This window comes from Vannielia sp. ABF1_015 (genome assembly GCF_056160745.1).
Genome location: NZ_JBSWXT010000001.1, coordinates 1,005,627 through 1,024,858 on the forward strand (window position 1 = coordinate 1,005,627; position 19,232 = coordinate 1,024,858).

Sequence of the window (19,232 nt, forward strand, 5' to 3'; positions counted from 1 at the left end):
CGCACGTGACCGAAGAAAGACGCACACCGCTCTTTGCGATGAACGCAGAGCTGGGCGGCAAGATGGTGCCATTCGCGGGCTGGGAGATGCCGGTGCAATTCGCTCCCGGCGTGATGAAAGAGCACCTGCACACCCGCGCCGCCTGTGGCCTCTTCGACGTCAGCCACATGGGCCAGGTCGTGCTGCGCGGGGCAGGGGCCGCCGAGGCGCTGGAGGCGCTGGTGCCGGTCGATGTGATCGGCCTCAAACCCGGCCGCCAGCGCTATGCCCTCTTCACCAACGATCAGGGCGGCATCCTCGATGACCTGATGGTCGCCAACTACGGCGACCGTCTCCTGCTGGTGGTCAACGCCGCCAACGCCGAAGCCGATATCGCCCACATGCGCCGCGCCGGGCTGGAGATCGAGCCGCTCGAAGACCGCGCCCTCATCGCCCTGCAAGGCCCCATGGCCGAAGCGGTGCTCGCCTCCGTCACCGGCGCTGTGCCCGACCGCTTCATGGACGTGGCCGAAATCGAATCCCCCTTCGGCGACCTCTGGATCTCCCGTTCCGGCTACACCGGCGAAGACGGCTTCGAGGTGTCTGTGCCCGCCCGCCATGCCGAAGACTTCGCCCGCAAGCTCCTCGCGCATGAGGCCTGCGAACCCATTGGCCTCGGCGCCCGCGATTCGCTGCGCCTTGAAGCGGGCCTGCCGCTCCACGGCCACGACATCGACACCACAACCACCCCCGTCGAGGCCGCCCTCACCTTCGCGCTCTCCAAGGCCCGTCGTGCAGGCGGCACCCGCGCGGGCGGCTATCCGGGCGCAGCCGCCATCGAGGACCAACTGGCAAACGGCCCCGCCCGCCTGCGCACCGGCCTGCTGCCCGAAGGCCGCGCCCCGATGCGCGAAGGCGTGCAACTCTTCGCCTCCGCCGACGCGCCCGATCCCATCGGCACCATCACCTCCGGCGCCTTCGCCCCCAGCCTCCAGCGCCCCGTGGCGATGGGCTATCTGCCCACCGGCCTCGCCGCGCCGGGCACCCCCGTCACCGCCGAACTGCGCGGCAAGCGCTTGCCCCTTGCCACCGCGCCCATGCCCTTTCAACCTTCCACCTATAAACGCTGACCAACAGGACCGACCCGATGAAATACACCGAAGATCACGAATGGCTCCGCACCGAAGACGAGCTGATTGTCGTGGGCATCACCGAACATGCCTCCACCCAGCTTGGCGACGTTGTGTTCGTCGAACTGCCCGAGGTTGAAACCGTCGTTGCCAAGGGCGACGAGGTGGTGGTGATCGAAAGCGTCAAAGCCGCCTCCGACATCACCGCGCCGCTCGATGGCGAGATCGTCGAGGTCAACGAAGCCCTCACCGACAACCCCGCGCTGGTCAACGAAGACCCGCTCGGCGAGGCCTGGTTCTTCAAGATCAAGCCCACCGACATGGCCGAGTATGACAGCTACATGGATGAAGACGCCTATCAGGATCTGATCTCCTAACACATCGGCTCATCCGTCCTTCGAGACGTCTTCGCCCCCGCGACGAGGGGGCGAAGCCCCACGAGGAGCGGCCCCCCAAATCCAACCCGGAAGCCCCAATGCCCTACACCCCCACCGACTATGATCCCTATGATTTCGCCAACCGCCGCCACATCGGCCCCTCGCCGGAGGAAATGGCCGAAATGCTCTCGGTGCTGGGCGTCTCCTCCCTTGATGAGCTGATCGAGCAAACGGTGCCGGGCCGCCTGCGCCAGTCCGATCCGCTGCCGTGGGAGCCGATGACAGAGGGCGACCTGCTGGTGAAGATGCGCAAGATCGCCGCCAAGAATCGGGTGATGACCAACCTCATCGGGCAGGGCTACTACGGCACCATCACGCCCCCCGCGATCCAGCGGAACATCCTTGAAAACCCCGCGTGGTACACCGCCTACACCCCCTACCAGCCCGAAATTGCCCAAGGCCGGCTGGAGGCGCTGTTGAACTTCCAGACCATGGTGAGCGACCTCACGGGCCTCGAAGTTGCCAACGCCTCCCTGCTTGACGAGGGCACCGCGGCGGCGGAAGCCATGGTGATGTCCCAGCGCGTCGCCAAGTCCAAGGCCACCGCCTTCTTCGTCGATGAAAACTGCCACCCGCAAACCATCGCCGTGGTCCAAACCCGCGCCCGTCCGCTCGATATCGAAGTGGTGGTTGGCAACCCTGACGACCTGAAACCAACCGAGGTCTTCGGTGCTCTCTTTCAGTACCCCGGCACCAACGGCGGCCTGCGTGACTTCTCCGCAGAATGCGCCGCGCTCAGCGAGGCCAAGGCCGTCTCCACCGTGGCCACCGATCTGCTGGCCCTGACGCTTCTGAAAGCCCCCGGCGAAATGGGCGCCGACATTGCCATTGGCACCGCCCAACGCTTCGGCGTGCCCCTCGGCTACGGCGGCCCCCACGCCGCCTTCATGTCCTGCCGCGACGCCTTCAAGCGCCAGATGCCGGGCCGCATCGTCGGTGTCTCGGTCGATGCCCGTGGCAACCAGGCCTACCGCCTCAGCCTGCAAACCCGCGAGCAGCACATCCGCCGCGAGAAGGCCACCTCCAACGTCTGCACCGCCCAGGCCCTGCTCGCCGTCATGGCCAGCTTCTACGCCGTGTTCCACGGCCCCAAGGGCCTGCGCGCCATTGCCGAGCGCGTTCACCTCTCCTGCGCCGAACTCGCCTCCGGCCTGCGCGAGGCGGGCTTCACCGTCACCCCCGAAAACCCGTTTGATACTATCGTGGTCGAGGCCGGCCCGCTCCAAGGCGCGATCCTCCGCGCCGCCGAAACCGAGGGCATCAACCTGCGCCAACTGCCCGAAGGTCGCATTGGCATCAGCACTGATGAAACCGTCACCCCTGAGATCATCGAGGGCGTCTGGCGCGCCTTCGGCCTCAGCGAAATCGCCAAGGGCGGCACCCCCGCGCTCCCCGAAGACCTGCTGCGCACGTCAGACTACCTCACCCACCCCATCTTCCAGATGAACCGGGCCGAGGCCGAGATGATGCGCTACATGCGCCGCCTCGCCGACCGTGACCTCGCGCTCGACCGCGCAATGATCCCCCTCGGCTCTTGCACCATGAAGCTGAACGCCGCCGTGGAGATGGACCCAATCAGCTGGCCCGCCTTCGCCGCCATGCACCCCTTCGCCCCCAAGGAACAGGCCGCGGGCTACACCGAGATGCTCGAAAGCCTCTCGGAGCGCCTCTGCCAGATCACCGGCTATGATGCCATGTCGCTCCAGCCCAACTCCGGCGCGCAGGGTGAATATGCGGGCCTTCTCACCATCGCCGCCTACCACGAGGCCAATGGCGAAGATCGTGATATCTGCCTCATCCCGACCTCCGCCCACGGCACCAACCCGGCCTCCGCCCAGATGGCGGGCATGAAGGTGGTGGTGGTGAAATCGGCCGAGAATGGCGACATCGACCTTGAGGATTTCACTGCCAAAGCCGAGGCCGCCGGCGACAAGCTGGCGGCGGTGATGATCACCTATCCCTCCACCCACGGCGTCTTTGAAGACACCGTGCGCGAGGTCTGCGACATCACCCACAAGCACGGCGGGCAAGTCTATCTCGACGGCGCCAACCTCAACGCGATGGTGGGCCTCGTGAAGCCCGGCGAGATCGGCTCCGACGTCTCGCACCTCAACCTGCACAAAACCTTCTGCATCCCCCACGGCGGCGGCGGCCCCGGCATGGGCCCGATCGGGGTGAAGGCGCACCTCGCCCCCTACCTCCCCGGCCACCCCGAAACCGGCGGCACCACCGGCCCCGTGTCGGCGGCGCCCTTCGGTTCCGCCTCCATCCTCCCCATCAGCTATGCCTACTGCCTGCTGATGGGCGGGGCAGGGCTAACGCAGGCCACCAAGGTCGCCATCCTCTCGGCCAACTACATCGCCGCCCGCCTTAACGGTGCCTACGATGTGCTCTTCAAAGGCCGCAACAACCGCGTCGCCCACGAATGCATCCTCGACACGCGCCCCTTCGCGGAAGCCGGGGTGACGGTGGATGACATCGCCAAACGGCTGATGGATTGCGGCTTCCACGCCCCAACCATGAGCTGGCCGGTGGCAGGCACCCTGATGGTGGAGCCGACCGAGTCCGAAACCAAAGCCGAGCTTGACCGCTTCATCACCGCCATGCTCGCCATCCGCGAAGAGATCGCGGCGGTGGAGGCGGGTGACATGCCCGCCGATGACAACCCGCTCAAGCACGCCCCCCACACGGTGAATGACCTCGTGGCCGACTGGACCCGCCCCTATCCCCGCGAGCAGGGCTGCTTCCCGCCCGGCGCCTTCCGGGTCGACAAGTACTGGCCCCCCATCGGCCGGGTCGACAACGTGGCGGGCGACCGCAACCTGATTTGCACCTGCCCGCCGGTCGAAAGCTACGCCGAGGCCGCCGAGTAGGGTGGGCAATCTGCCCACCGCCGAAGCAACGTCATCCTCGGGCCAGCCCCGAGGATCTCTTTCCACAAGGCCCTCGGGGCAGGCCCGAGCACAACGACAGCCCACCGCGCGGTGCATTGATTAATCCGCGCGGTGCAAATATCGTATGCATAGGATGTGCATGGCCTGTGCATCACTTGTTGCCCCTCTCTTTCCCGGGTTAACCGCCAGTCCTTACCCCACCGCGCGCTGCCCGGCCCTCCGGCTTGACTCCGCCGCTGCCCTCGGCCAAATACCCCGCCAGTGGGGCCGTAGCTCAGTTGGGAGAGCGCGTCGTTCGCAATGACGAGGTCGTCGGTTCGATCCCGATCGGCTCCACCAGATCTCCCCGAAAATCTCATAAAAACTTAGGCGCCCGGCGTAGTTTCGCCCCATTTCGGCCCAAGCAAATACCCCATCGGCGGGCAGAACGGTTGGCGATATGCAGCACATCCCGGGAGCCGGACCAATGAAGAAATTCGCCACCATCTCAGCCCTCGCCGTCGCCGCCGCCCTCGCCCTTTCAGGCAGCGCTTCCGCCTTCGGCAAAGGCAAATCCAACCCCCGCCCCCCCTCGGGCTATCAGGGCCAGTGGTACACCACGCCTGCGGGCTGTTCCTACTCCAAGGCGCAGGCCCCCGGCGAGCCGGTAAAATGGTATCTGATCAGGAACCCGCATCACATTGGCAAGCCCAACGCAAAGAAGTCCTGCCCTCGGCGGCTGTAGCGCATTCGCGGGCCGCGAGGGAAGGCTGGGCCGGTGTGGCAGCACCGTGCCCGGCCTTTGATTTCAGGGGGTTGGCAGGCCGCATCTCAGGCAGTTTCGATTTACCCGGGCATCAGCACCGCCCTGGGCCTCGTCGTCAGCTCCAATCCATCGCGTAAAGCCGATGCAGGGCGATCCGCTCAACCTGATAGCAGGCCTCCGCCATCTCCTCGCCCTTGGTGTTATTCATTCGTTCATGAAACTTGCGGATGATACCGGCCTTGTCGTGGTCTTTCACGGCGATGATGAACGGAAAACCATTCTTGGCCATGTAGCGCTCGTTAAGGTCCATCAGCTCGCGGCGCTCTTCGTCGGTCAGCGCGGTCAGCCCCGCGCCCTGTTGTTCGGCGCTGGAGTGCTCGGTCAGCCGGTCGGCCCCGGTGATCGCATCGCCAAGGTCAGGGTGCGCGCGCAGCACGTTCAGCCGCTCGTCCTCGCTGGCGCGGCGGAACACGCGAGCCATCGCGTTGTGGATGCCCTCGGGCGTATCATGCGCCGGGCCAAGCTCCAGCTTGTGGGCGCGTTCGGCAACCCACGCGGAGTGCTCGAACACCTCGCCAAAGCGATTGGTGAAGGTTGTCAGGTCCATCTGGCTCGGGCGGGCCGACATGCGCTTGGGCGGGTGCGTCATCGTCCAATGGCGGGCAATGTCGATCCGCCGGGCAAACCAAACGCCCTCCTTGGCCATCGCATGGTCGATAAAGCGTTTGATCGCCATCAGTCGCCCCGGACGGCCCGCAAGGCGGCAATGCAGGCCGATGTTCATCATCTTGGCCGAGCCCGCCGAGCCCTCGGCATAGAGCACGTCGAAAGTATCCTTGAGGTAGTTCAAAAATTCCTGCCCATCACCAAACCCCGACGCGGTGGTGAAGCGCATGTCATTGGCCTCCAGTGTGTAAGGAATGATCAGCTGATCCTTGCCAGAAACATGCACCCAATAGGGCAGATCATCCGCGTAACTGTCTGACAAATAGGCAAAACCTCCCATCTCCGTGGCGATCTGCACAGTGTTCTCCGAGCACCGCCCCACGTAAAGCCCACGAGGCCGCGCGCCCACCACCTCTCGGTGCAGGGCAATCGCCTTCTCCAGATGCTCGCGCTCTTCGGCTTCGTAGAAGTCTCTGTAATCAATCCATTTATAGCCGTGGCTGGCAATTTCCCACCGCGCCTCGCGCATCGCCGCAACCTGATCGGGCGAGCGGGCCAGCGCGGTCGCCACGCCATAGACGGTCAGTGGAATCTTCATCGCGGTGAACAGCCGATGCAGACGCCAAAACCCCGCGCGGGCCCCGTATTCATACATCGATTCGATGTTCCAGTGCCGCTGGTTGGGCCATGGCTCCGCGCCGATCACATCGCTCAAGAACGCTTCCGATGCCTCATCGCCATGCAAGATATTGTTCTCGCCACCTTCCTCGTAATTCAGCACGAACTGCACTGCGATTTTCGCGCCATTCGGCCATGCTGCATTGGGCGGGCGGGGGCCGTAGCCTCGCATATCCCGGTCGTAACGGTCCATCTGGCGTCTCCAATCCTCAAGTGGCCCAATCGCGCGGCCTGTCCGCCCAAGTTTTTACCCCCGCCGGGCGAATGGCAAGCGCCTGCCGTCACGCCATGTGTGTCAGGCATTGAGAATTGCGTGGCATGGCATAAGCTTGGGCGAAACAAGGGGGCCGCGCATGTTGGACGAGACCGAAAAGAAACCGCTGGTAGATGTCAGCCACCTCAGGGTGGAGTTTGATACCAACGACGGGCTCGTTGTGGGCGTTGAAGACGTGTCCTTCCACATCGACCCGGGCGAAACTCTTTGCGTTGTGGGTGAGAGTGGATCGGGCAAGTCGATCTCCTCGCTCTCGCTCATGCGGCTGGTCGAGTTCGGCGGCGGGCGCATTGCGAATGGCACGCTGAATTTCCGGCGCGAAGACGGTGAAGCGATTGACGTATCCAAGGCCGAAAACAAGCTGATGCGCGACATTCGCGGCAACGAGATCGCCATGATCTTTCAGGAGCCGATGAGCGCGCTGAACCCGGTCTTCACCATCGAGCGCCAGCTCACCGAGGGGCTGCGCGTCCACAAGAAAATGAGCAAGTCAGCCGCTGCCGCCGAGGCGCTGGAGCTGCTCCGGCGCGTGCGCATTCCCGAGCCCGAGCGGCGGCTCAAGCAGTACCCCCACGAGCTTTCCGGCGGCATGCGGCAACGCGTCGTGATCGCCATGGCCCTCGCCTGCGAGCCGCGCCTGCTCATTGCCGACGAGCCCACCACAGCGCTGGACGTGACGATCCAAGCCGAGATTCTCGCCCTGATCGACCGCCTCAAACGCGAAACCGGCGCCGCCGTGCTGTTCATTACCCACGACATGGCCGTGGTGGCGCAGGTGGCTGATCGCGTGGTTGTCATGCTCAAGGGCAACAAGGTTGAGGAAGGCCCCGTTGAGCAAATCTTCGAGGCCCCCCAGCACCCTTATACCAAGGCCCTCCTTTCCGCTGTGCCCAAGCTGGGCGAGATGGAAGGCAAGGCCGAACCCGAGCCGCTCAAAATCCTCGGTCGCGAGATCGAGGCCCACCCGGTGGTTCCGGCGGCAGATCGAAAGGTGCTGTTGGAGGTGAAAAACCTCACCACCCGCTTCCCGGTCAAGGGCGGGCTGCTGCGGCGCACGCAGGCCTACGTTCATGCCGTCGAGGATGTATCCTTTGAGCTGAAAACCTCAGAAACCCTTTCGCTGGTTGGCGAATCCGGTTGTGGCAAGTCATCCTGCGGCCGCTCGATCCTGCGGCTGGTCGAGCCGCAATCGGGCGAGGTGCGCCTTGGCGGCAAGGACGTCATCGCCATGAGCCAGCGCGAGCTGCGGCGTGCGCGTGCCGACATGCAGATGGTGTTTCAAGATCCCTTTGCATCACTCAATCCGCAGATGCGCTTGATGGATCAGGTCGCCGAGCCGATCCTAAACTACGGGCTGGCGAAGGGCTCCGAGGTGCAAGACCGCGTCGCCGCGCTTTTTGACAGGGTGGAACTGCCCCGCAACTTCCTGCGCCGCTTCCCGCATGAAATGTCAGGCGGCCAGCGCCAGCGCGTCGCCATCGCCCGCGCCCTTGCGCTCAACCCCAAGCTCATCATCGCAGATGAGGCGGTGTCGGCGCTCGACGTGTCGATTCAGGCGCAGGTGCTCAACCTGCTGATCGAGCTGCAGGCCGAGCTTGGCATTTCGCTGCTGTTCATCAGCCACGATATGGCCGTGGTGGAGCGGGTGAGCCATCAGGTCGGCGTCATGTACCTGGGCCGGATCGTCGAGATCGGTCCGCGTGCCGCCATCTTCGAAAACCCGCAACACCCCTACACACGCGACCTGATGAAGGCCGTGCCCGTGGCCGACCCGCGCCAGCGCAAGAGCGAGCGCGAGCTAAACTTCAAGCCCATCCCTTCGCCGGTTTTTCCCGTGGGTCACGAACCCGCGCCATCCGTTTACGATGAGGTAGCACCCGGGCATTACGTTCTGAAGCCGCTGGACTAGCCGATGCCCGGTCGGCTCTTCCTCACCCGACCGGCAGAAGAGGTGGGCGCGGCCTTTGGGGCCGAGATGCCGAAAGGGCAGGGGCCTCGGGCCAACATCGCGCCCGGGCAAGAGATCGTGGTGTGGGACGGTGCGGCGCTGCGGCTGATGCGCTGGGGGATGATCCCGGTTGGCCGGGTGAACGCGCGGGGCCGCCCGGTGATGGAAACCATCGTTAACGCCCGCGCCGAGACGGTCTTTGCCAAATCCGCCTTCGCCGGCGTGCGGCGCGGTGTGGTGCCCTGCGACGGCTGGTATGAGTGGACAGGCAAGGCGCGGCGCAAGCAACCGTGGCGGATTGCGTCAAAGGACGGCGGGCTTCTGGGGTTCGCGGCCATCTGGGATGTGTGGAAAGCCCCCAACGGGGCCGAGTTGGCACAGGTCGCCACGGTGACCTGCGAACCCAACGGCGATGTCGCCCCGATCCATCACCGCATGGGCGTCATCCTTGCGCCGCACGAATGGCCCATCTGGTGTGCGGGCAACATGGCCGAGGCCGTAAACCTCTGTCACCCATGGCCAGACGGGCGGCTAGAGCTTGCCCATGCCGAGGGCGTCGACTGGACCGGCGCCTGAAGCGGCCTAGGTCTTTACCCTTGAAACCAAGGGAGAGAGACATGTCTGTTGCACGCGTTACCGAAATTATCTCATCGTCGCCCAAGTCCTTCGAGGACGCCACCGAGAAGGGTGTCGCCCGCGCATCCGAGACGCTCAAGAACGTTCAGGGCGCATGGGTGAAAGACATGAAGGTGACGGTCGACGACGGCAAGATTTCCGAATACCGCGTCGGCCTCATGGTCACCTTCGTGCTCGACGATTAAACCTCAGGAAACAGCCGCCGGCTTGGCCTTCGGGCGCTTGATAAAGCGCGGCTTGGCCTGCGTGGCCCCCCGGATCTCGTCAACCGCCTTGAAGCACTCCTCCAGCGCGTGCTCAAGGCCTTGCCAATCCAGCTTGGCCTTGTCCAGCCGCACGGTGCGCTGCTGGCCATTGCCGCTGACGATGCAGATTTCGCGCTTGCCAAAGGTGACAAACTGCACCCGGATGTCGATCTTTGGAGGGTTGGCGTCATGGGCGCGGATCTTCTTGGCCATGTCCCGCGCGCCCTTGTTGCCATAGCCGCTCTCACCCAGCTTCGCTTCGCCCTTGCGGGCAGCCTGGAACGCGGCGGTATGGTCGTACATCGTCACTTCTTCACCCCAGCGCTCCATGCCGTCGGTGATGAACATGCCCAGCATCATCCCCTTGCCCGAGACCGCGAGCGAAAACCCCTGTTGCGTGCTCATTTTCCTGAATTCCTTGTGCTTTCAAAATGAATGACAGGGAGTTTAGCCGCCCAGAGGCACGGAGCAAGAAAATAAGGCCTACGCTCGCATTTGAGCCTGTTGCGTGCGTGCAAAGATGGCGTCTGGTAGCATAGCCTGAAGGCGGCCTTGCTCACCGCTTCCAACGCAAAAAGGGCACCCGCTAAGGGGCGCCCTTTCCAATTCCTTACCTGTGGCCAGCGGCCAATCGGTGGCTTAGGCCAGCGACAGGTTGGTCGCGCTCTGGCGGCCATCACGGCCGGACTCGAGGTCAAAGGTAACCTTCTGGTCGTCCTTCAGGCCGGTGAGGCCAGCACGCTCGACGGCGGAGATGTGCACGAACACGTCTTTGCCGCCCTCGTCGGGTGCGATGAAGCCAAAGCCTTTGGTGGGGTTAAACCATTTCACGGTGCCACTGGGCATTCCGGTATCTCCTAGTTTCTGCCGCCCGCGGAAGTGCGGCGGCCTGGCGTCGGTAGCGGATCGGTCGTGACGCCTTTTGGAAGGGAGACAGTGGATCGAATAGCGGTAGCGGTCGCGGGCGTTGTATCGCAGGTTGTGCGGATTCGGGCAAGGGGTGCCGTGTTTACCGGCAGTTAATCGCTTTTGGGCAAGCTAGGCGCATGCAACGAAATATTCGCCCCCAGCTTGCCGCAGTGCCCGTGTTCTTCACCGTCTGTCTCGCAGAACGCGGCACCACCCTGCTGATCGACGGCCTCGCGGTGCTGCGAGATGCCGTGCGGCATATAAAGTCCTACCGCCCCTTCGACATCCTCGCCTTCGTCGTCCTGCCCGACCATCTCCACTGCGTGCTAGCGTTTCCCGAGGACGATCCGAATTACTCCCAACGCTGGGGCAGCATCAAGGCCCGCTTCAGCCGCGAGGCCCGAAAGGCGGGCCTCGTCCCGCCATGGCCGACGGCGGATGCCGAAGCGCAGCGCGGGCTGTTCCGCAAGAGTGAGACGGGGCTATGGCAAAAGCGCTTCTGGGAGCATCACTGCCGTGACGAGGCGGATCTGCAAAACCATGTTCGCTATTGCTGGAGCAATCCGGTCAAACACGGGCTGGTGGAGAGGCCGGAGGATTGGGCTGCAAGCTCGTTCCATCGGGAGGTCCGGGCGGGGAAGGTTGGCGCGAGCTGGCAAGGAAGCGGCGCAAACTCGGCGCGGTGCGGGCAAGCCGCCTAGGCTCGCCGCGCTTCAGCAGGTTCAGCGAAACACCTCGCTGTCGTCCAGCAGGTGCAGCCGGTGCCAGCCGAACTGTTTGAACAGTGGCCCCACGAAGGCTTCGGGGAAGGTCACACCAGCATGGCCAATGTTCATCTCATAAATCCAAGGTGAGCCATCGGGGGCAATGCCAACGTCCCAACCGACATAGCGCACGTGGGGCAGTTGGTCATGCAGGCGGGCCATCTCTTCGGCGGCGCGGCGCACGCCGGGCACCTTCTGCCCTTCAAAGCGCAGCCCGCTATCGGGGTGCTGCGTGGTTGCGCTCCAGTCCGGCATACAGCCGACCGGCCCCATCTCTTCCGCCTCGATGTCGAGGATGACCTTCAGCGCAGAGGCCGAACGTATGTGCGAATCTCCCGTGCGTCCCAGCCGAATGCCAGCCGAAACCGCACGTGCCGGTTCCGTTCCAGGGTGAACGGTGGTGATGCGCAGGGTGGTTGTCCCACCTGCCGAAAGCGCGGCGAACTCCGGATCGAGTTGCACTTCGCTCTGGATGGTGAAATCGCGTCGCGGCAGATCCTCCAGCTTAAAGCTCTCACGCGTCAACCTCGTCACGCCCTTTCCCTGCAGGCCACGCGTTTCCTTGACGTAGACCACGGGGGCCTCGGCAAAGATCACATCGGCCAGCTCTTCCGGTGATATCCGCTCCATCGACAGGCCATAGAACTGCCCTGCGATATGATAGGCGATGTCGGGCACGGTGGCGGCAGGCATGGTCCGGCGAAGAAGGGTGGGGCCGGTGAGGTCACCGTAGGTGCTGACGCTGTAAGGCAAGAGGTGGCGGCGCACGTAGTTGTCCGGCAGGCACCCCTCCACAAACCGGCCGCGCAGGGCCGCGTAGGTTTCGAGCCAAGGCGCATAGGCAATGTGCCCAAAAGCTTCCCGCGCGTAGGTCGCAATGCGGCGTCGCGTTTTGCTGTCGAGCGCCCGGCTCGGATCGGCGTTCGTTATCGCCGCATAGGCCGCACGGGCGGTGTTGTTCTGCGACGGATCTATCGCCGAAATATCCCGGCCCAAAACGCGGTAAGGGCCAGGGGTGCGCCGCGGCTTGGCCAATTTACCTCACAAACTTCTTGTACTTCACCCGCTTGGGCTCCAGCGCGTCTGGTCCCAGCCTGCGCGCCTTATCCTCTTCATAGGCTTCGAAGTTGCCCTCGAACCATTCCACATGCGCCTCGCCTTCAAAGGCAAGGATGTGCGTGCAGAGCCGGTCGAGGAAGAAGCGGTCGTGGGAGATGATGACGGCGCAGCCGGCGAAATCTTCCAGCGCGTCTTCCAGCGCCCGCAGGGTTTCCACGTCGAGGTCGTTGGTCGGTTCGTCGAGCAGCAGCACGTTGCCGCCGCTCTTCAGCAGCTTGGCCATATGCACCCGGTTGCGTTCACCGCCCGAGAGCAGGCCAACCTTCTTCTGCTGGTCGCCGCCCTTGAAGTTGAAGGCCGAGCAATAGGCGCGGGAGTTCATCGAGGCATCGCCCAGTTCGATCACCTCGGCCCCGCCCGAGATTTCCTCCCAAACGGTGGCGCCCGCGTCCAGTGCATCGCGCGACTGGTCGACGTAGCTCAACTTCACCGTGTCACCGTATTCTACCGAGCCGCTATCGGGCTGCTCCTGCCCGGTGAGCATGCGGAACAGCGTCGACTTACCGGCACCGTTCGGCCCGATCACACCGACGATCCCGCCCGGCGGGAGGGCAAAATCCAGCCCCTCGATCAGCAGCTTGTCGTCATAGGCCTTTTGCAGCCCCTCTACCTCGATCACCTTCTGCCCAAGGCGCGGGCCGTTGGGGATAACGATCTGGGCGCGGCTGATCTTCTCGCGTTCGGACTGCGCGGCGAGGTCTTCGTAGGCGTTGATCCGGGCCTTCTGCTTGGCCTGCCGGGCCTTAGCGCCGGCGCGGATCCACTCCAGCTCGCGCTCCAGCGTCTTCTGGCGCGACTTGTCCTCGCGGGCCTCCTGCTCCAGCCGCTTGGCCTTCTGCTCCAGCCATGCCGAATAGTTGCCCTCGTAGGGAATGCCCCGGCCCCGGTCGAGCTCAAGGATCCAGCCAGTGATATCGTCAAGGAAATAACGGTCGTGGGTGACGATCAGGATGGTGCCCTTGTAGTCGATAAGGTGCTGCTGGAGCCAAGCGATGGTTTCGGCATCAAGGTGGTTGGTCGGTTCGTCGAGCAGCAGCATGTCGGGTGCTTCGAGCAGCAGCTTGCACAGCGCCACGCGGCGGCGCTCACCGCCGGAGAGGTTTTCGGGCATCGCCTCGTCGGGCGGGCAGCGCAGGGCCTCCATCGCCACGTCGATCTGGCTGTCGAGATCCCACAGGTTGCTCGAGTCAATCTCGTCCTGCAGCTGGGCCATCTCGTCGGCGGTCTCGTCGGAGTAGTTCATCGCCAGCTCGTTGTAGCGATCCAGAATGGCCTTCTTTGCGGCCACGCCTTCCATCACGTTCTCGCGGACGGTTTTGCTCTCGTCGAGCTGCGGCTCCTGCGGCAGGTAGCCCACCTTGGCCCCCTCGGCGGCCCAGGCCTCGCCGGTGAAATCCTTGTCGATCCCGGCCATGATCCGCATCAGCGTGGATTTACCCGCGCCGTTCACGCCCACGACGCCGATCTTCACGCCGGGCAGAAAGCTCAGGCGGATGTTTTCAAAGCACTTCTTGCCACCGGGGTAGGTCTTGGAGACACCATCCATGTGGTAGACGTATTGATAGCTGGCCATGCGATCCTCCGGTCTGGTTGCGGCACATCTAGGGGAGGCGGCGGCAAAGGGCAATCGGGCGGAAATCTGCGAGCTTTCAGGAGGCCGCCCTGCGGCGGGTTGTCGCGCCGGGCTTTTGCCGCTAAAGAAGCCGCACCGAAGCAATTTCGGACCAAGGAGCGAACCATGATGACTATCCGAACCGCCTTTCTCGCCGGGGTATCCCCCCAGTAGCGGCTCGGTTTGCACATCATCGCATGACCCGAAGGCCGCTCTCCGAAGCGGCCTTTTTCATGTCTTTCTTCCTGCTCATGTCTCTGTCTGTCTCGGTGCGCGGCTTTCCTGACCAAAGGAGAGCAAGACATGACCTTGAGCTTTGCAACATTTCTGATCGGGCCTGTGCAGGCCTGGAGCCGCCTGAACCTGGGCCTCTGGCGCGGCAAGCCCAATCTGCCAAGCGCGGATGCCGCCGAGGTGCCGGAGTATCTGAGGCGCGATCTGGGGCTGCTGCCGCCAGAGGCGCCCCCGTATCCGGCCCCCGACAGGGTGACCTTTCTCTGAAGCCAAGGCCCCGTCCCGCCGTCCGCGGGGCGGGGTGCCCTTCAGGCTGCCGGGTCGAGCGGCTGCGACAGCCATATCTCCAGCGTGCCGTCTTTCACGAAAGCGCCGAGCCGGGTGAAATCGCGCACGTAGATCGGGGTGTCGGGGTGCAACCCGTGGATGGTTTGCGCAAGTTCGATGGCCGCCTGCCGGTCATCGGCCTTGAAGTAGCGCACTTCATTGGTGGCTGGCCCGTTGTCGACCAACTCGCCGCCCTTGTCCGCGCCTTGCACATTCCAGTCGAGGCTAAGGAGGGCCGCGGCAAGGCCGGTGGCTGTGCCGCGGTCGATCGGAGTGGAGAACTGCAAGAACACATGGCCCGCGTGATCGGTGGCCACCGGTGTCACACCCTCCTGCGCGTGCCACAGCCGTTCCGGTCCGGCAAGGGGGGCGAGCACTGGCGCGGCGCTGCCGATGCGCAGGTCATTGTCGGTGTTGCGCAGGTTCTCGATGCAGGTCTCCGGCAGTTCGAAGAGAATGCGCAGGTAACAGGGCGTGGGCGGCAGCGAGGGCGGCACCCGGAAGACCGAGCCCACCAGCCCGAGCACGAACATGCCGAAGCCCGCAACGAGGATCCACGAGAGCACCGTGGTCATCCGGTTGTTGCGAGCGATGAAGGCCAGCAGCGTGACGACGCATGCAAAAGCCAACACGTAGGTGGCGGCGAGCCGGAGGTCTTCAAGGTTGCTGCCCCAGCTGATGAGAATGGCAGCTGCGGCCATAACGCCGAGCCCGGCCGAGATGAGCTTGGCGGCATTGGGGTTGATCTTGAGAGTCTGCGAGAAGGCGTCAATCGGGTTCATGGTCGTGCTCCCGGGGAGAAATGGCGAGGGGTCAATGCACGCAAGGGTAGCATGAGTCGCTGGTTCCCTGCCGTTACGGCAGCGTGATTAGCGCGGGAAATATGAGGGTAAATCGCCCCCGGAGAACCAGCCGAAGCTTAAAGCGGCGACGATGAACGCCAGGAGGCACATGGCACCGATCAGGGCGAACCTGTCGATGTTTGACGGTGCGGGCAGTCCTCGCAGTTCCTTATAGGCAACGACATGCCGCTCTTTCTCATCCAGCTGGGTGGCGTAGCCCATCGAGGTGAAAAACGTGCGGGAGATGGTGTTGCCCGGCCAGATCAGCGCCACAACGCCATGGCCGCCTTCCTGAGCCACCCTGCCTTCCGCCGCCTCAACCAGAGATCGGCCCACGCCATACCCCCGATCGCCCTCCCTGACGGAAATATCGGAGATATGAGAGACCGGCCCCGCCTTGTTGTGCTCAAACGGGTGCAACGCGATGTGCCCGGCAAAATGCCCGCTCAGTTCGGCCACAAGCACGGTAAAACCATGCGGGTTCTGGCTCGGGTCGGTGAGGTGGCCGGTAATCTGCTCGTCCCATGGCGCATCATCGTAGCCCTCGATCCGGGCGCGGTGCTCTGCATGGGTGGCCCGGTGGTTGGCGGCGATGGCCTCCACGTCCGCCGCTCGGGCGTCACGTATGGTTATGCTCCTCAAAGCGCCTTCTCGAAGAAGTGGTCGGGGTAGGGGTCATCATTGAAACGGTCGATCTCGGTCCAGCCGGCCTTGCGATACATGGCAACCGCTTCGGGCAGGGCAGAGTTTGTATCCAGCCGCAGCACCGTCATGCCGAGGGTGCGGGCGCGGGCTTCCAGCGCCTCCATCAGTCGGGTGGCCAGCTTCAGCCCACGGGCGGCGGGCGACACCCAGAGGCGTTTGACCTCACCAAACGCCTGCCCGCCCTTCAGGCCCACGCAGCCAATCGGCAGCCCGTCAGACCGGGCCACGAAAAAGCTGCCCACCGGCGAGCGCATTGAGGCGGCGTCAGGGTCGCGCGATAGGTTCACGTCAAAGCCCGTTTCGAAGCGGCGGGCCAGTTCTGCATAGTATTCGCCAAGGCAGTATCTGCTGTCTGGCGAGGCTGGATCATCCTCGGTCAGCGCAATGCGGTGTTGGCCAAGGGCTGAGGCCACAAGGTCCATCGCGTCCAACAGGGCAGCCGGGCGCGGGTGGTTGGCAAGCAGGCGTTCGGCCCGTTGGTCAGAGAGGGTTTCGTAGGCGGCAAACTCCTCACGGCCCGCCGCCGTAAGCCGGGCCAGCCGCTTGCGCCCGTCCTGCGGATGCGGGCCAACCGTCACCAGCCCGTCGCCCTCAAGCCCGCGCAGCAACCGCGAAAGCAGCCCGCTGTCGAGCCCCAAAAATTCGCGCACCTCGCCCAGCTCGCGGCCCGCATCGCCCGCCTGCCCGATGGCGTTGAGCACCCGCGCCGCGCCAAGCGGGCGGCCACGGCCCAAAAAGCTGTCATCCAGCGCCCCCACCTCGGTGGTGACGGCGCGATTGAAGCGGCGGATGCGGGCGATGTCATTCAGCATGGTGGCTGACTTTAGTCAGGTAAAATTGGTGGTCAATCCGAAAAATGCCCGAAACACATTGACTTGGGGCCTCGGCCCCGCGCAACAAACCCTGATGAGATGGGATATTCCATATGCGGCACCCGGTCAGACGGTGGGGCTCTTGGGCGGCAGCTTTGACCCGGCCCATGAGGGCCATGTGCATGTTACCCGCGAGGCGCTGAAGCGTTTCGGGCTGGATGCCGTGTGGTGGCTGGTGAGCCCCGGCAACCCACTCAAGGCCCGAGGCCCGGCGCCTATTAGGGATCGGATCGCCGAGGCCCGCGCGCTCTTGGCCGACCCGCGCGTGGTCGTCACTGGTATCGAGGCCCGGCTTGGCACGCGCTACACGGCAGAAACCCTCGCCGGGGTACAACGGCTTTACCCGCGGGTCCACTTCACCTGGCTCATGGGGGCCGACAACCTTGCCCAGTTTCACCTCTGGGACCGTTGGCAAGATATCATGGCCACCGTGCCTGTGGGCGTTATCGCCCGGCCCGGCCAGCGGCTCTCGGCGCGGATGTCTAAAGCCGCAGAACGCTTCGCCCGCCACCGCCTGCCCGCCGCTGCCTCCCATACGCTGCCTCGCGCCACGCCGCCCGCGTGGTGCTTCATCAACATCCCGATGAGCCACCAATCCTCCACCGCGATCCGGGCAGAGCGGGCGGCTGCAAAGAAGTGATCACGCAGAAGCGCACAGAGGCTTGAGCCCCGCCGCCGGTTTTGCTTTCTTCGCCGTCATGGATGCCCCCACCCTCTCCCGCCGCTTCGTTCTGGCCGGCCTGCTGACCTCAGCCGCCTCCTGTTCTTTGGCGGAGGCGCCCGAGCGCTCTCTGCGGCCTGTCGCCAAGCCGACCGGGAGCAACGGGCAGGCACGCCACTCCACCGCCGCCGAGGCGCTGATCAACGCGGCAAAGCTCGATGGCAAGGTGGGCTTCGTGGTGGCCGACGCCCGCTCGGGGCAGGTGCTTGAAGCGCACAACCCGCTCCTGCCCCTGCCGCCCGCATCCACCGCCAAGGCCATCACCGCGCTTTATGCGATGGAGCGGTTGGGCCCGGGTTTCCGCTTTTCCACCGATGTCATCGCCACCGGCCCCGTGTCGGGCGGGGTGGTGCAGGGCGATATCGTGCTGTCCGGCACCGGCGATCCGACGCTGGATACCAACAAGCTGGCCGAGCTCGCCGCGCGGATGCGTCAGGCCGGGGTGAGCGGCGCCACTGGCCGCCTGCGAATCTACGAGGGCGCCCTGCCTCACCTGCAAACGATTGATCCGGGACAGCCCGACCATGTCGGTTATTCCCCCGGAATCTCCGGGCTGAACCTCAACTACAACCGGGTGCATTTTGAGTGGAAGCGCGCCGGCAGCGGCTATTCGGTTGCGATGGATGCACGCTCCGACAAGTATCGCCCCACTGTCCGAACGGCGCGCATGGACGTCGCCAATCGTAGCCTGCCCGTCTACACATACGAGCAGCGCGGCGGGGTGGATCGCTGGACGGTGGCGAGCAAGGCGCTGGGCAAGGGCGGCTCGCGCTGGCTGCCTGTGCGCAACCCCGGAGCCTATGCCGGCGAGGTGTTTCAGGCGCTGGCCGCGGCGCAGGGCGTGCGGGTTGAACTGGGTGATCCGGTCGCACGCCGACCCGATGGCAAGGTGCTGGCGCGGGTCTTGTCAGACGAACTGTCGACCGTGATGCGCGACATGCTGAAATGGTCCACCAACCTCACCGCCGAGGTCGTCGGCATGACAGCCTCTGCGCGCGGCGGCAGGGTGCCCCGCAGCCTGCGCGATTCTGCGGGCGACATGAGCCGTTGGCTCTCTGCCCGGGTCGGAACAAACAAGGCGCGGTTTGTAGACCACTCCGGGCTTGGCGACGCGTCGGAGATTTCGTGCCGAGAGATGGTCGAGGCGCTCACAACGCTGGCCCCCAAACTGGGCCTGCGCTCGTTGCTCAAGCCCATCCCGATGCGCAACTCGGCCGGCAAGGTGCTTGATGGCCACCCGCTGCAGATCGTCGCCAAAACCGGAACGCTCAACTTCGTGTCCGCGCTGGCGGGCTACGTGCGTGCACCCGATGGCACAGACCTCGCCTTTTCGATGTTCATGGCCGATGAGCCACGCCGCCGCCGCCTGAGCAAGGCCGAGCGGGAACGGCCAGAGGGCGGCGCAGCGTGGAACAAGCGGGCGAAGAACCTGCAGCTGCGGCTGATCGAGCGCTGGGCGGCGCTTTATACCGGCTGATCTGAACGCCGTTAATCA

Annotated in this window: 19 protein-coding genes and 1 tRNA gene; 12 read left to right on the forward strand and 8 right to left on the reverse strand. The window is 64.6% G+C overall.

Annotation, left to right across the window (positions count from 1 at the left end; genetic code table 11):
• Positions 1-5: 5 nt before the first annotated feature.
• From gcvT to ACXAG6_RS05210, 5 genes are all read left to right on the forward strand, one after another.
• Positions 6-1,109, forward strand: a complete 1,104-nt coding sequence (gcvT, locus tag ACXAG6_RS05190; RefSeq protein ID WP_475335695.1) for a glycine cleavage system aminomethyltransferase GcvT — start codon at positions 6-8, stop codon at positions 1,107-1,109.
• Positions 1,110-1,126: 17 nt separating this feature from the next.
• Entirely contained in the window at positions 1,127-1,486 is a 360-nt protein-coding gene (gcvH, locus tag ACXAG6_RS05195) for a glycine cleavage system protein GcvH (protein ID WP_140012945.1), read from the forward strand.
• Between the two features lie 98 nt (positions 1,487-1,584).
• The gene (gene gcvP / locus ACXAG6_RS05200) at positions 1,585-4,419 is read left to right on the forward strand and encodes an aminomethyl-transferring glycine dehydrogenase (RefSeq protein ID WP_475335698.1); all 2,835 of its coding nucleotides are present in this window, start codon (positions 1,585-1,587) and stop codon (positions 4,417-4,419) included.
• 284 nt (positions 4,420-4,703) lie between these two features.
• A tRNA-Ala gene (locus ACXAG6_RS05205) sits at positions 4,704-4,779 on the forward strand.
• A gap of 127 nt (positions 4,780-4,906) precedes the next feature.
• Positions 4,907-5,164 (forward strand): hypothetical protein, encoded by a 258-nt coding sequence (locus ACXAG6_RS05210; RefSeq protein WP_475335700.1) that lies wholly within the window; start codon positions 4,907-4,909, stop codon positions 5,162-5,164.
• A gap of 136 nt (positions 5,165-5,300) precedes the next feature.
• Here ACXAG6_RS05210 and puuE read toward each other — a convergent pair whose 3' ends face one another.
• Positions 5,301-6,722, reverse strand: a complete 1,422-nt coding sequence (puuE, locus tag ACXAG6_RS05215) for an allantoinase PuuE (protein ID WP_475335702.1) — start codon at positions 6,720-6,722, stop codon at positions 5,301-5,303.
• Between the two features lie 160 nt (positions 6,723-6,882).
• Here puuE and ACXAG6_RS05220 point away from each other — a divergent pair, with 160 nt between their 5' ends.
• Genes ACXAG6_RS05220 through ACXAG6_RS05230 form a run of 3 tightly spaced genes read left to right on the forward strand, consistent with a single transcriptional unit; the run spans position 6,883 to position 9,572 of the window.
• The gene (locus tag ACXAG6_RS05220; RefSeq protein ID WP_475335704.1) at positions 6,883-8,712 is read left to right on the forward strand and encodes an ABC transporter ATP-binding protein; all 1,830 of its coding nucleotides are present in this window, start codon (positions 6,883-6,885) and stop codon (positions 8,710-8,712) included.
• 3 nt (positions 8,713-8,715) lie between these two features.
• On the forward strand, positions 8,716-9,327 hold the full coding sequence (locus ACXAG6_RS05225) for an SOS response-associated peptidase (protein WP_475335706.1): 612 nt from the start codon (positions 8,716-8,718) through the stop codon (positions 9,325-9,327).
• A 41-nt stretch (positions 9,328-9,368) separates the two neighbouring features.
• Positions 9,369-9,572: a dodecin family protein gene (locus tag ACXAG6_RS05230; protein WP_475335709.1), complete on the forward strand. Its 204-nt coding sequence runs from the start codon at positions 9,369-9,371 to the stop codon at positions 9,570-9,572.
• 3 nt (positions 9,573-9,575) lie between these two features.
• Here ACXAG6_RS05230 and ACXAG6_RS05235 read toward each other — a convergent pair whose 3' ends face one another.
• Entirely contained in the window at positions 9,576-10,037 is a 462-nt protein-coding gene (locus ACXAG6_RS05235) for a hypothetical protein (RefSeq protein ID WP_475335711.1), read from the reverse strand.
• A 234-nt stretch (positions 10,038-10,271) separates the two neighbouring features.
• Positions 10,272-10,478 carry a cold-shock protein gene (locus ACXAG6_RS05240; protein ID WP_475335713.1) on the reverse strand — a complete coding sequence of 69 codons (207 nt, stop codon included), beginning with the start codon at positions 10,476-10,478 and terminating at the stop codon, positions 10,272-10,274.
• Between the two features lie 200 nt (positions 10,479-10,678).
• On the opposite strand from ACXAG6_RS05240, the gene ACXAG6_RS05245 reads away from it, so the two are divergent.
• Positions 10,679-11,242 carry an REP-associated tyrosine transposase gene (locus tag ACXAG6_RS05245; RefSeq protein WP_475335715.1) on the forward strand — a complete coding sequence of 188 codons (564 nt, stop codon included), beginning with the start codon at positions 10,679-10,681 and terminating at the stop codon, positions 11,240-11,242.
• Positions 11,243-11,263: 21 nt separating this feature from the next.
• Here the strand turns inward: ACXAG6_RS05245 and ACXAG6_RS05250 are convergent, their stop codons facing one another.
• Positions 11,264-12,340 (reverse strand): sugar-transfer associated ATP-grasp domain-containing protein, encoded by a 1,077-nt coding sequence (locus ACXAG6_RS05250; protein WP_475335717.1) that lies wholly within the window; start codon positions 12,338-12,340, stop codon positions 11,264-11,266.
• 1 nt (position 12,341) lies between these two features.
• Positions 12,342-13,997 (reverse strand): energy-dependent translational throttle protein EttA, encoded by a 1,656-nt coding sequence (gene ettA, locus ACXAG6_RS05255; protein WP_475335719.1) that lies wholly within the window; start codon positions 13,995-13,997, stop codon positions 12,342-12,344.
• Positions 13,998-14,339: 342 nt separating this feature from the next.
• On the opposite strand from ettA, the gene ACXAG6_RS05260 reads away from it, so the two are divergent.
• Complete coding sequence (locus tag ACXAG6_RS05260) at positions 14,340-14,537, forward strand: hypothetical protein (RefSeq protein ID WP_475335721.1); 198 nt, start codon at positions 14,340-14,342, stop codon at positions 14,535-14,537.
• 41 nt (positions 14,538-14,578) lie between these two features.
• Here the strand turns inward: ACXAG6_RS05260 and ACXAG6_RS05265 are convergent, their stop codons facing one another.
• From ACXAG6_RS05265 to ACXAG6_RS05275, 3 genes are all read right to left on the reverse strand, one after another.
• Positions 14,579-15,379: a hypothetical protein gene (locus tag ACXAG6_RS05265; RefSeq protein ID WP_475335722.1), complete on the reverse strand. Its 801-nt coding sequence runs from the start codon at positions 15,377-15,379 to the stop codon at positions 14,579-14,581.
• Between the two features lie 87 nt (positions 15,380-15,466).
• On the reverse strand, positions 15,467-16,081 hold the full coding sequence (locus tag ACXAG6_RS05270; protein WP_475335724.1) for an N-acetyltransferase family protein: 615 nt from the start codon (positions 16,079-16,081) through the stop codon (positions 15,467-15,469).
• Entirely contained in the window at positions 16,078-16,956 is an 879-nt protein-coding gene (locus tag ACXAG6_RS05275) for a GNAT family N-acetyltransferase (RefSeq protein ID WP_475335727.1), read from the reverse strand. The genes ACXAG6_RS05270 and ACXAG6_RS05275 overlap by 4 nt, the downstream gene beginning before the upstream one ends.
• A 94-nt stretch (positions 16,957-17,050) precedes the next feature.
• On the opposite strand from ACXAG6_RS05275, the gene ACXAG6_RS05280 reads away from it, so the two are divergent.
• Both ACXAG6_RS05280 and dacB read left to right on the forward strand, forming a co-directional pair.
• Positions 17,051-17,656, forward strand: coding sequence for a nicotinate-nucleotide adenylyltransferase (locus ACXAG6_RS05280; RefSeq protein ID WP_475335728.1), 606 nt, complete (start codon positions 17,051-17,053; stop codon positions 17,654-17,656).
• A gap of 58 nt (positions 17,657-17,714) precedes the next feature.
• The gene (gene dacB, locus ACXAG6_RS05285; RefSeq protein WP_475335730.1) at positions 17,715-19,214 is read left to right on the forward strand and encodes a D-alanyl-D-alanine carboxypeptidase/D-alanyl-D-alanine endopeptidase; all 1,500 of its coding nucleotides are present in this window, start codon (positions 17,715-17,717) and stop codon (positions 19,212-19,214) included.
• The last annotated feature ends 18 nt before the right edge of the window (positions 19,215-19,232 follow it).

Excerpts from the sequence above, each read along its gene's own strand:
- dacB (WP_475335730.1), top strand. The coding sequence starts at position 17,715 with ATGGATGCCCCCACCCTCTCCCGCCGCTTCGTTCTGGCCGGCCTGCTG.
- ettA (WP_475335719.1), bottom strand. The coding sequence starts at position 13,997 with ATGGCCAGCTATCAATACGTCTACCACATGGATGGTGTCTCCAAGACC.
- ACXAG6_RS05265 (WP_475335722.1), bottom strand. The coding sequence starts at position 15,379 with ATGAACCCGATTGACGCCTTCTCGCAGACTCTCAAGATCAACCCCAAT.
- ACXAG6_RS05225 (WP_475335706.1), top strand. The coding sequence starts at position 8,716 with ATGCCCGGTCGGCTCTTCCTCACCCGACCGGCAGAAGAGGTGGGCGCG.
- ACXAG6_RS05210 (WP_475335700.1), top strand. The coding sequence starts at position 4,907 with ATGAAGAAATTCGCCACCATCTCAGCCCTCGCCGTCGCCGCCGCCCTC.
- ACXAG6_RS05280 (WP_475335728.1), top strand. The coding sequence starts at position 17,051 with ATGAGATGGGATATTCCATATGCGGCACCCGGTCAGACGGTGGGGCTC.
- ACXAG6_RS05245 (WP_475335715.1), top strand. The coding sequence starts at position 10,679 with ATGCAACGAAATATTCGCCCCCAGCTTGCCGCAGTGCCCGTGTTCTTC.
- ACXAG6_RS05275 (WP_475335727.1), bottom strand. The coding sequence starts at position 16,956 with ATGCTGAATGACATCGCCCGCATCCGCCGCTTCAATCGCGCCGTCACC.
- ACXAG6_RS05220 (WP_475335704.1), top strand. The coding sequence starts at position 6,883 with ATGTTGGACGAGACCGAAAAGAAACCGCTGGTAGATGTCAGCCACCTC.
- ACXAG6_RS05260 (WP_475335721.1), top strand. The coding sequence starts at position 14,340 with ATGACCTTGAGCTTTGCAACATTTCTGATCGGGCCTGTGCAGGCCTGG.
- gcvH (WP_140012945.1), top strand. The coding sequence starts at position 1,127 with ATGAAATACACCGAAGATCACGAATGGCTCCGCACCGAAGACGAGCTG.
- ACXAG6_RS05230 (WP_475335709.1), top strand. The coding sequence starts at position 9,369 with ATGTCTGTTGCACGCGTTACCGAAATTATCTCATCGTCGCCCAAGTCC.
- ACXAG6_RS05235 (WP_475335711.1), bottom strand. The coding sequence starts at position 10,037 with ATGAGCACGCAACAGGGGTTTTCGCTCGCGGTCTCGGGCAAGGGGATG.
- gcvP (WP_475335698.1), top strand. The coding sequence starts at position 1,585 with ATGCCCTACACCCCCACCGACTATGATCCCTATGATTTCGCCAACCGC.
- puuE (WP_475335702.1), bottom strand. The coding sequence starts at position 6,722 with ATGGACCGTTACGACCGGGATATGCGAGGCTACGGCCCCCGCCCGCCC.
- ACXAG6_RS05240 (WP_475335713.1), bottom strand. The coding sequence starts at position 10,478 with ATGCCCAGTGGCACCGTGAAATGGTTTAACCCCACCAAAGGCTTTGGC.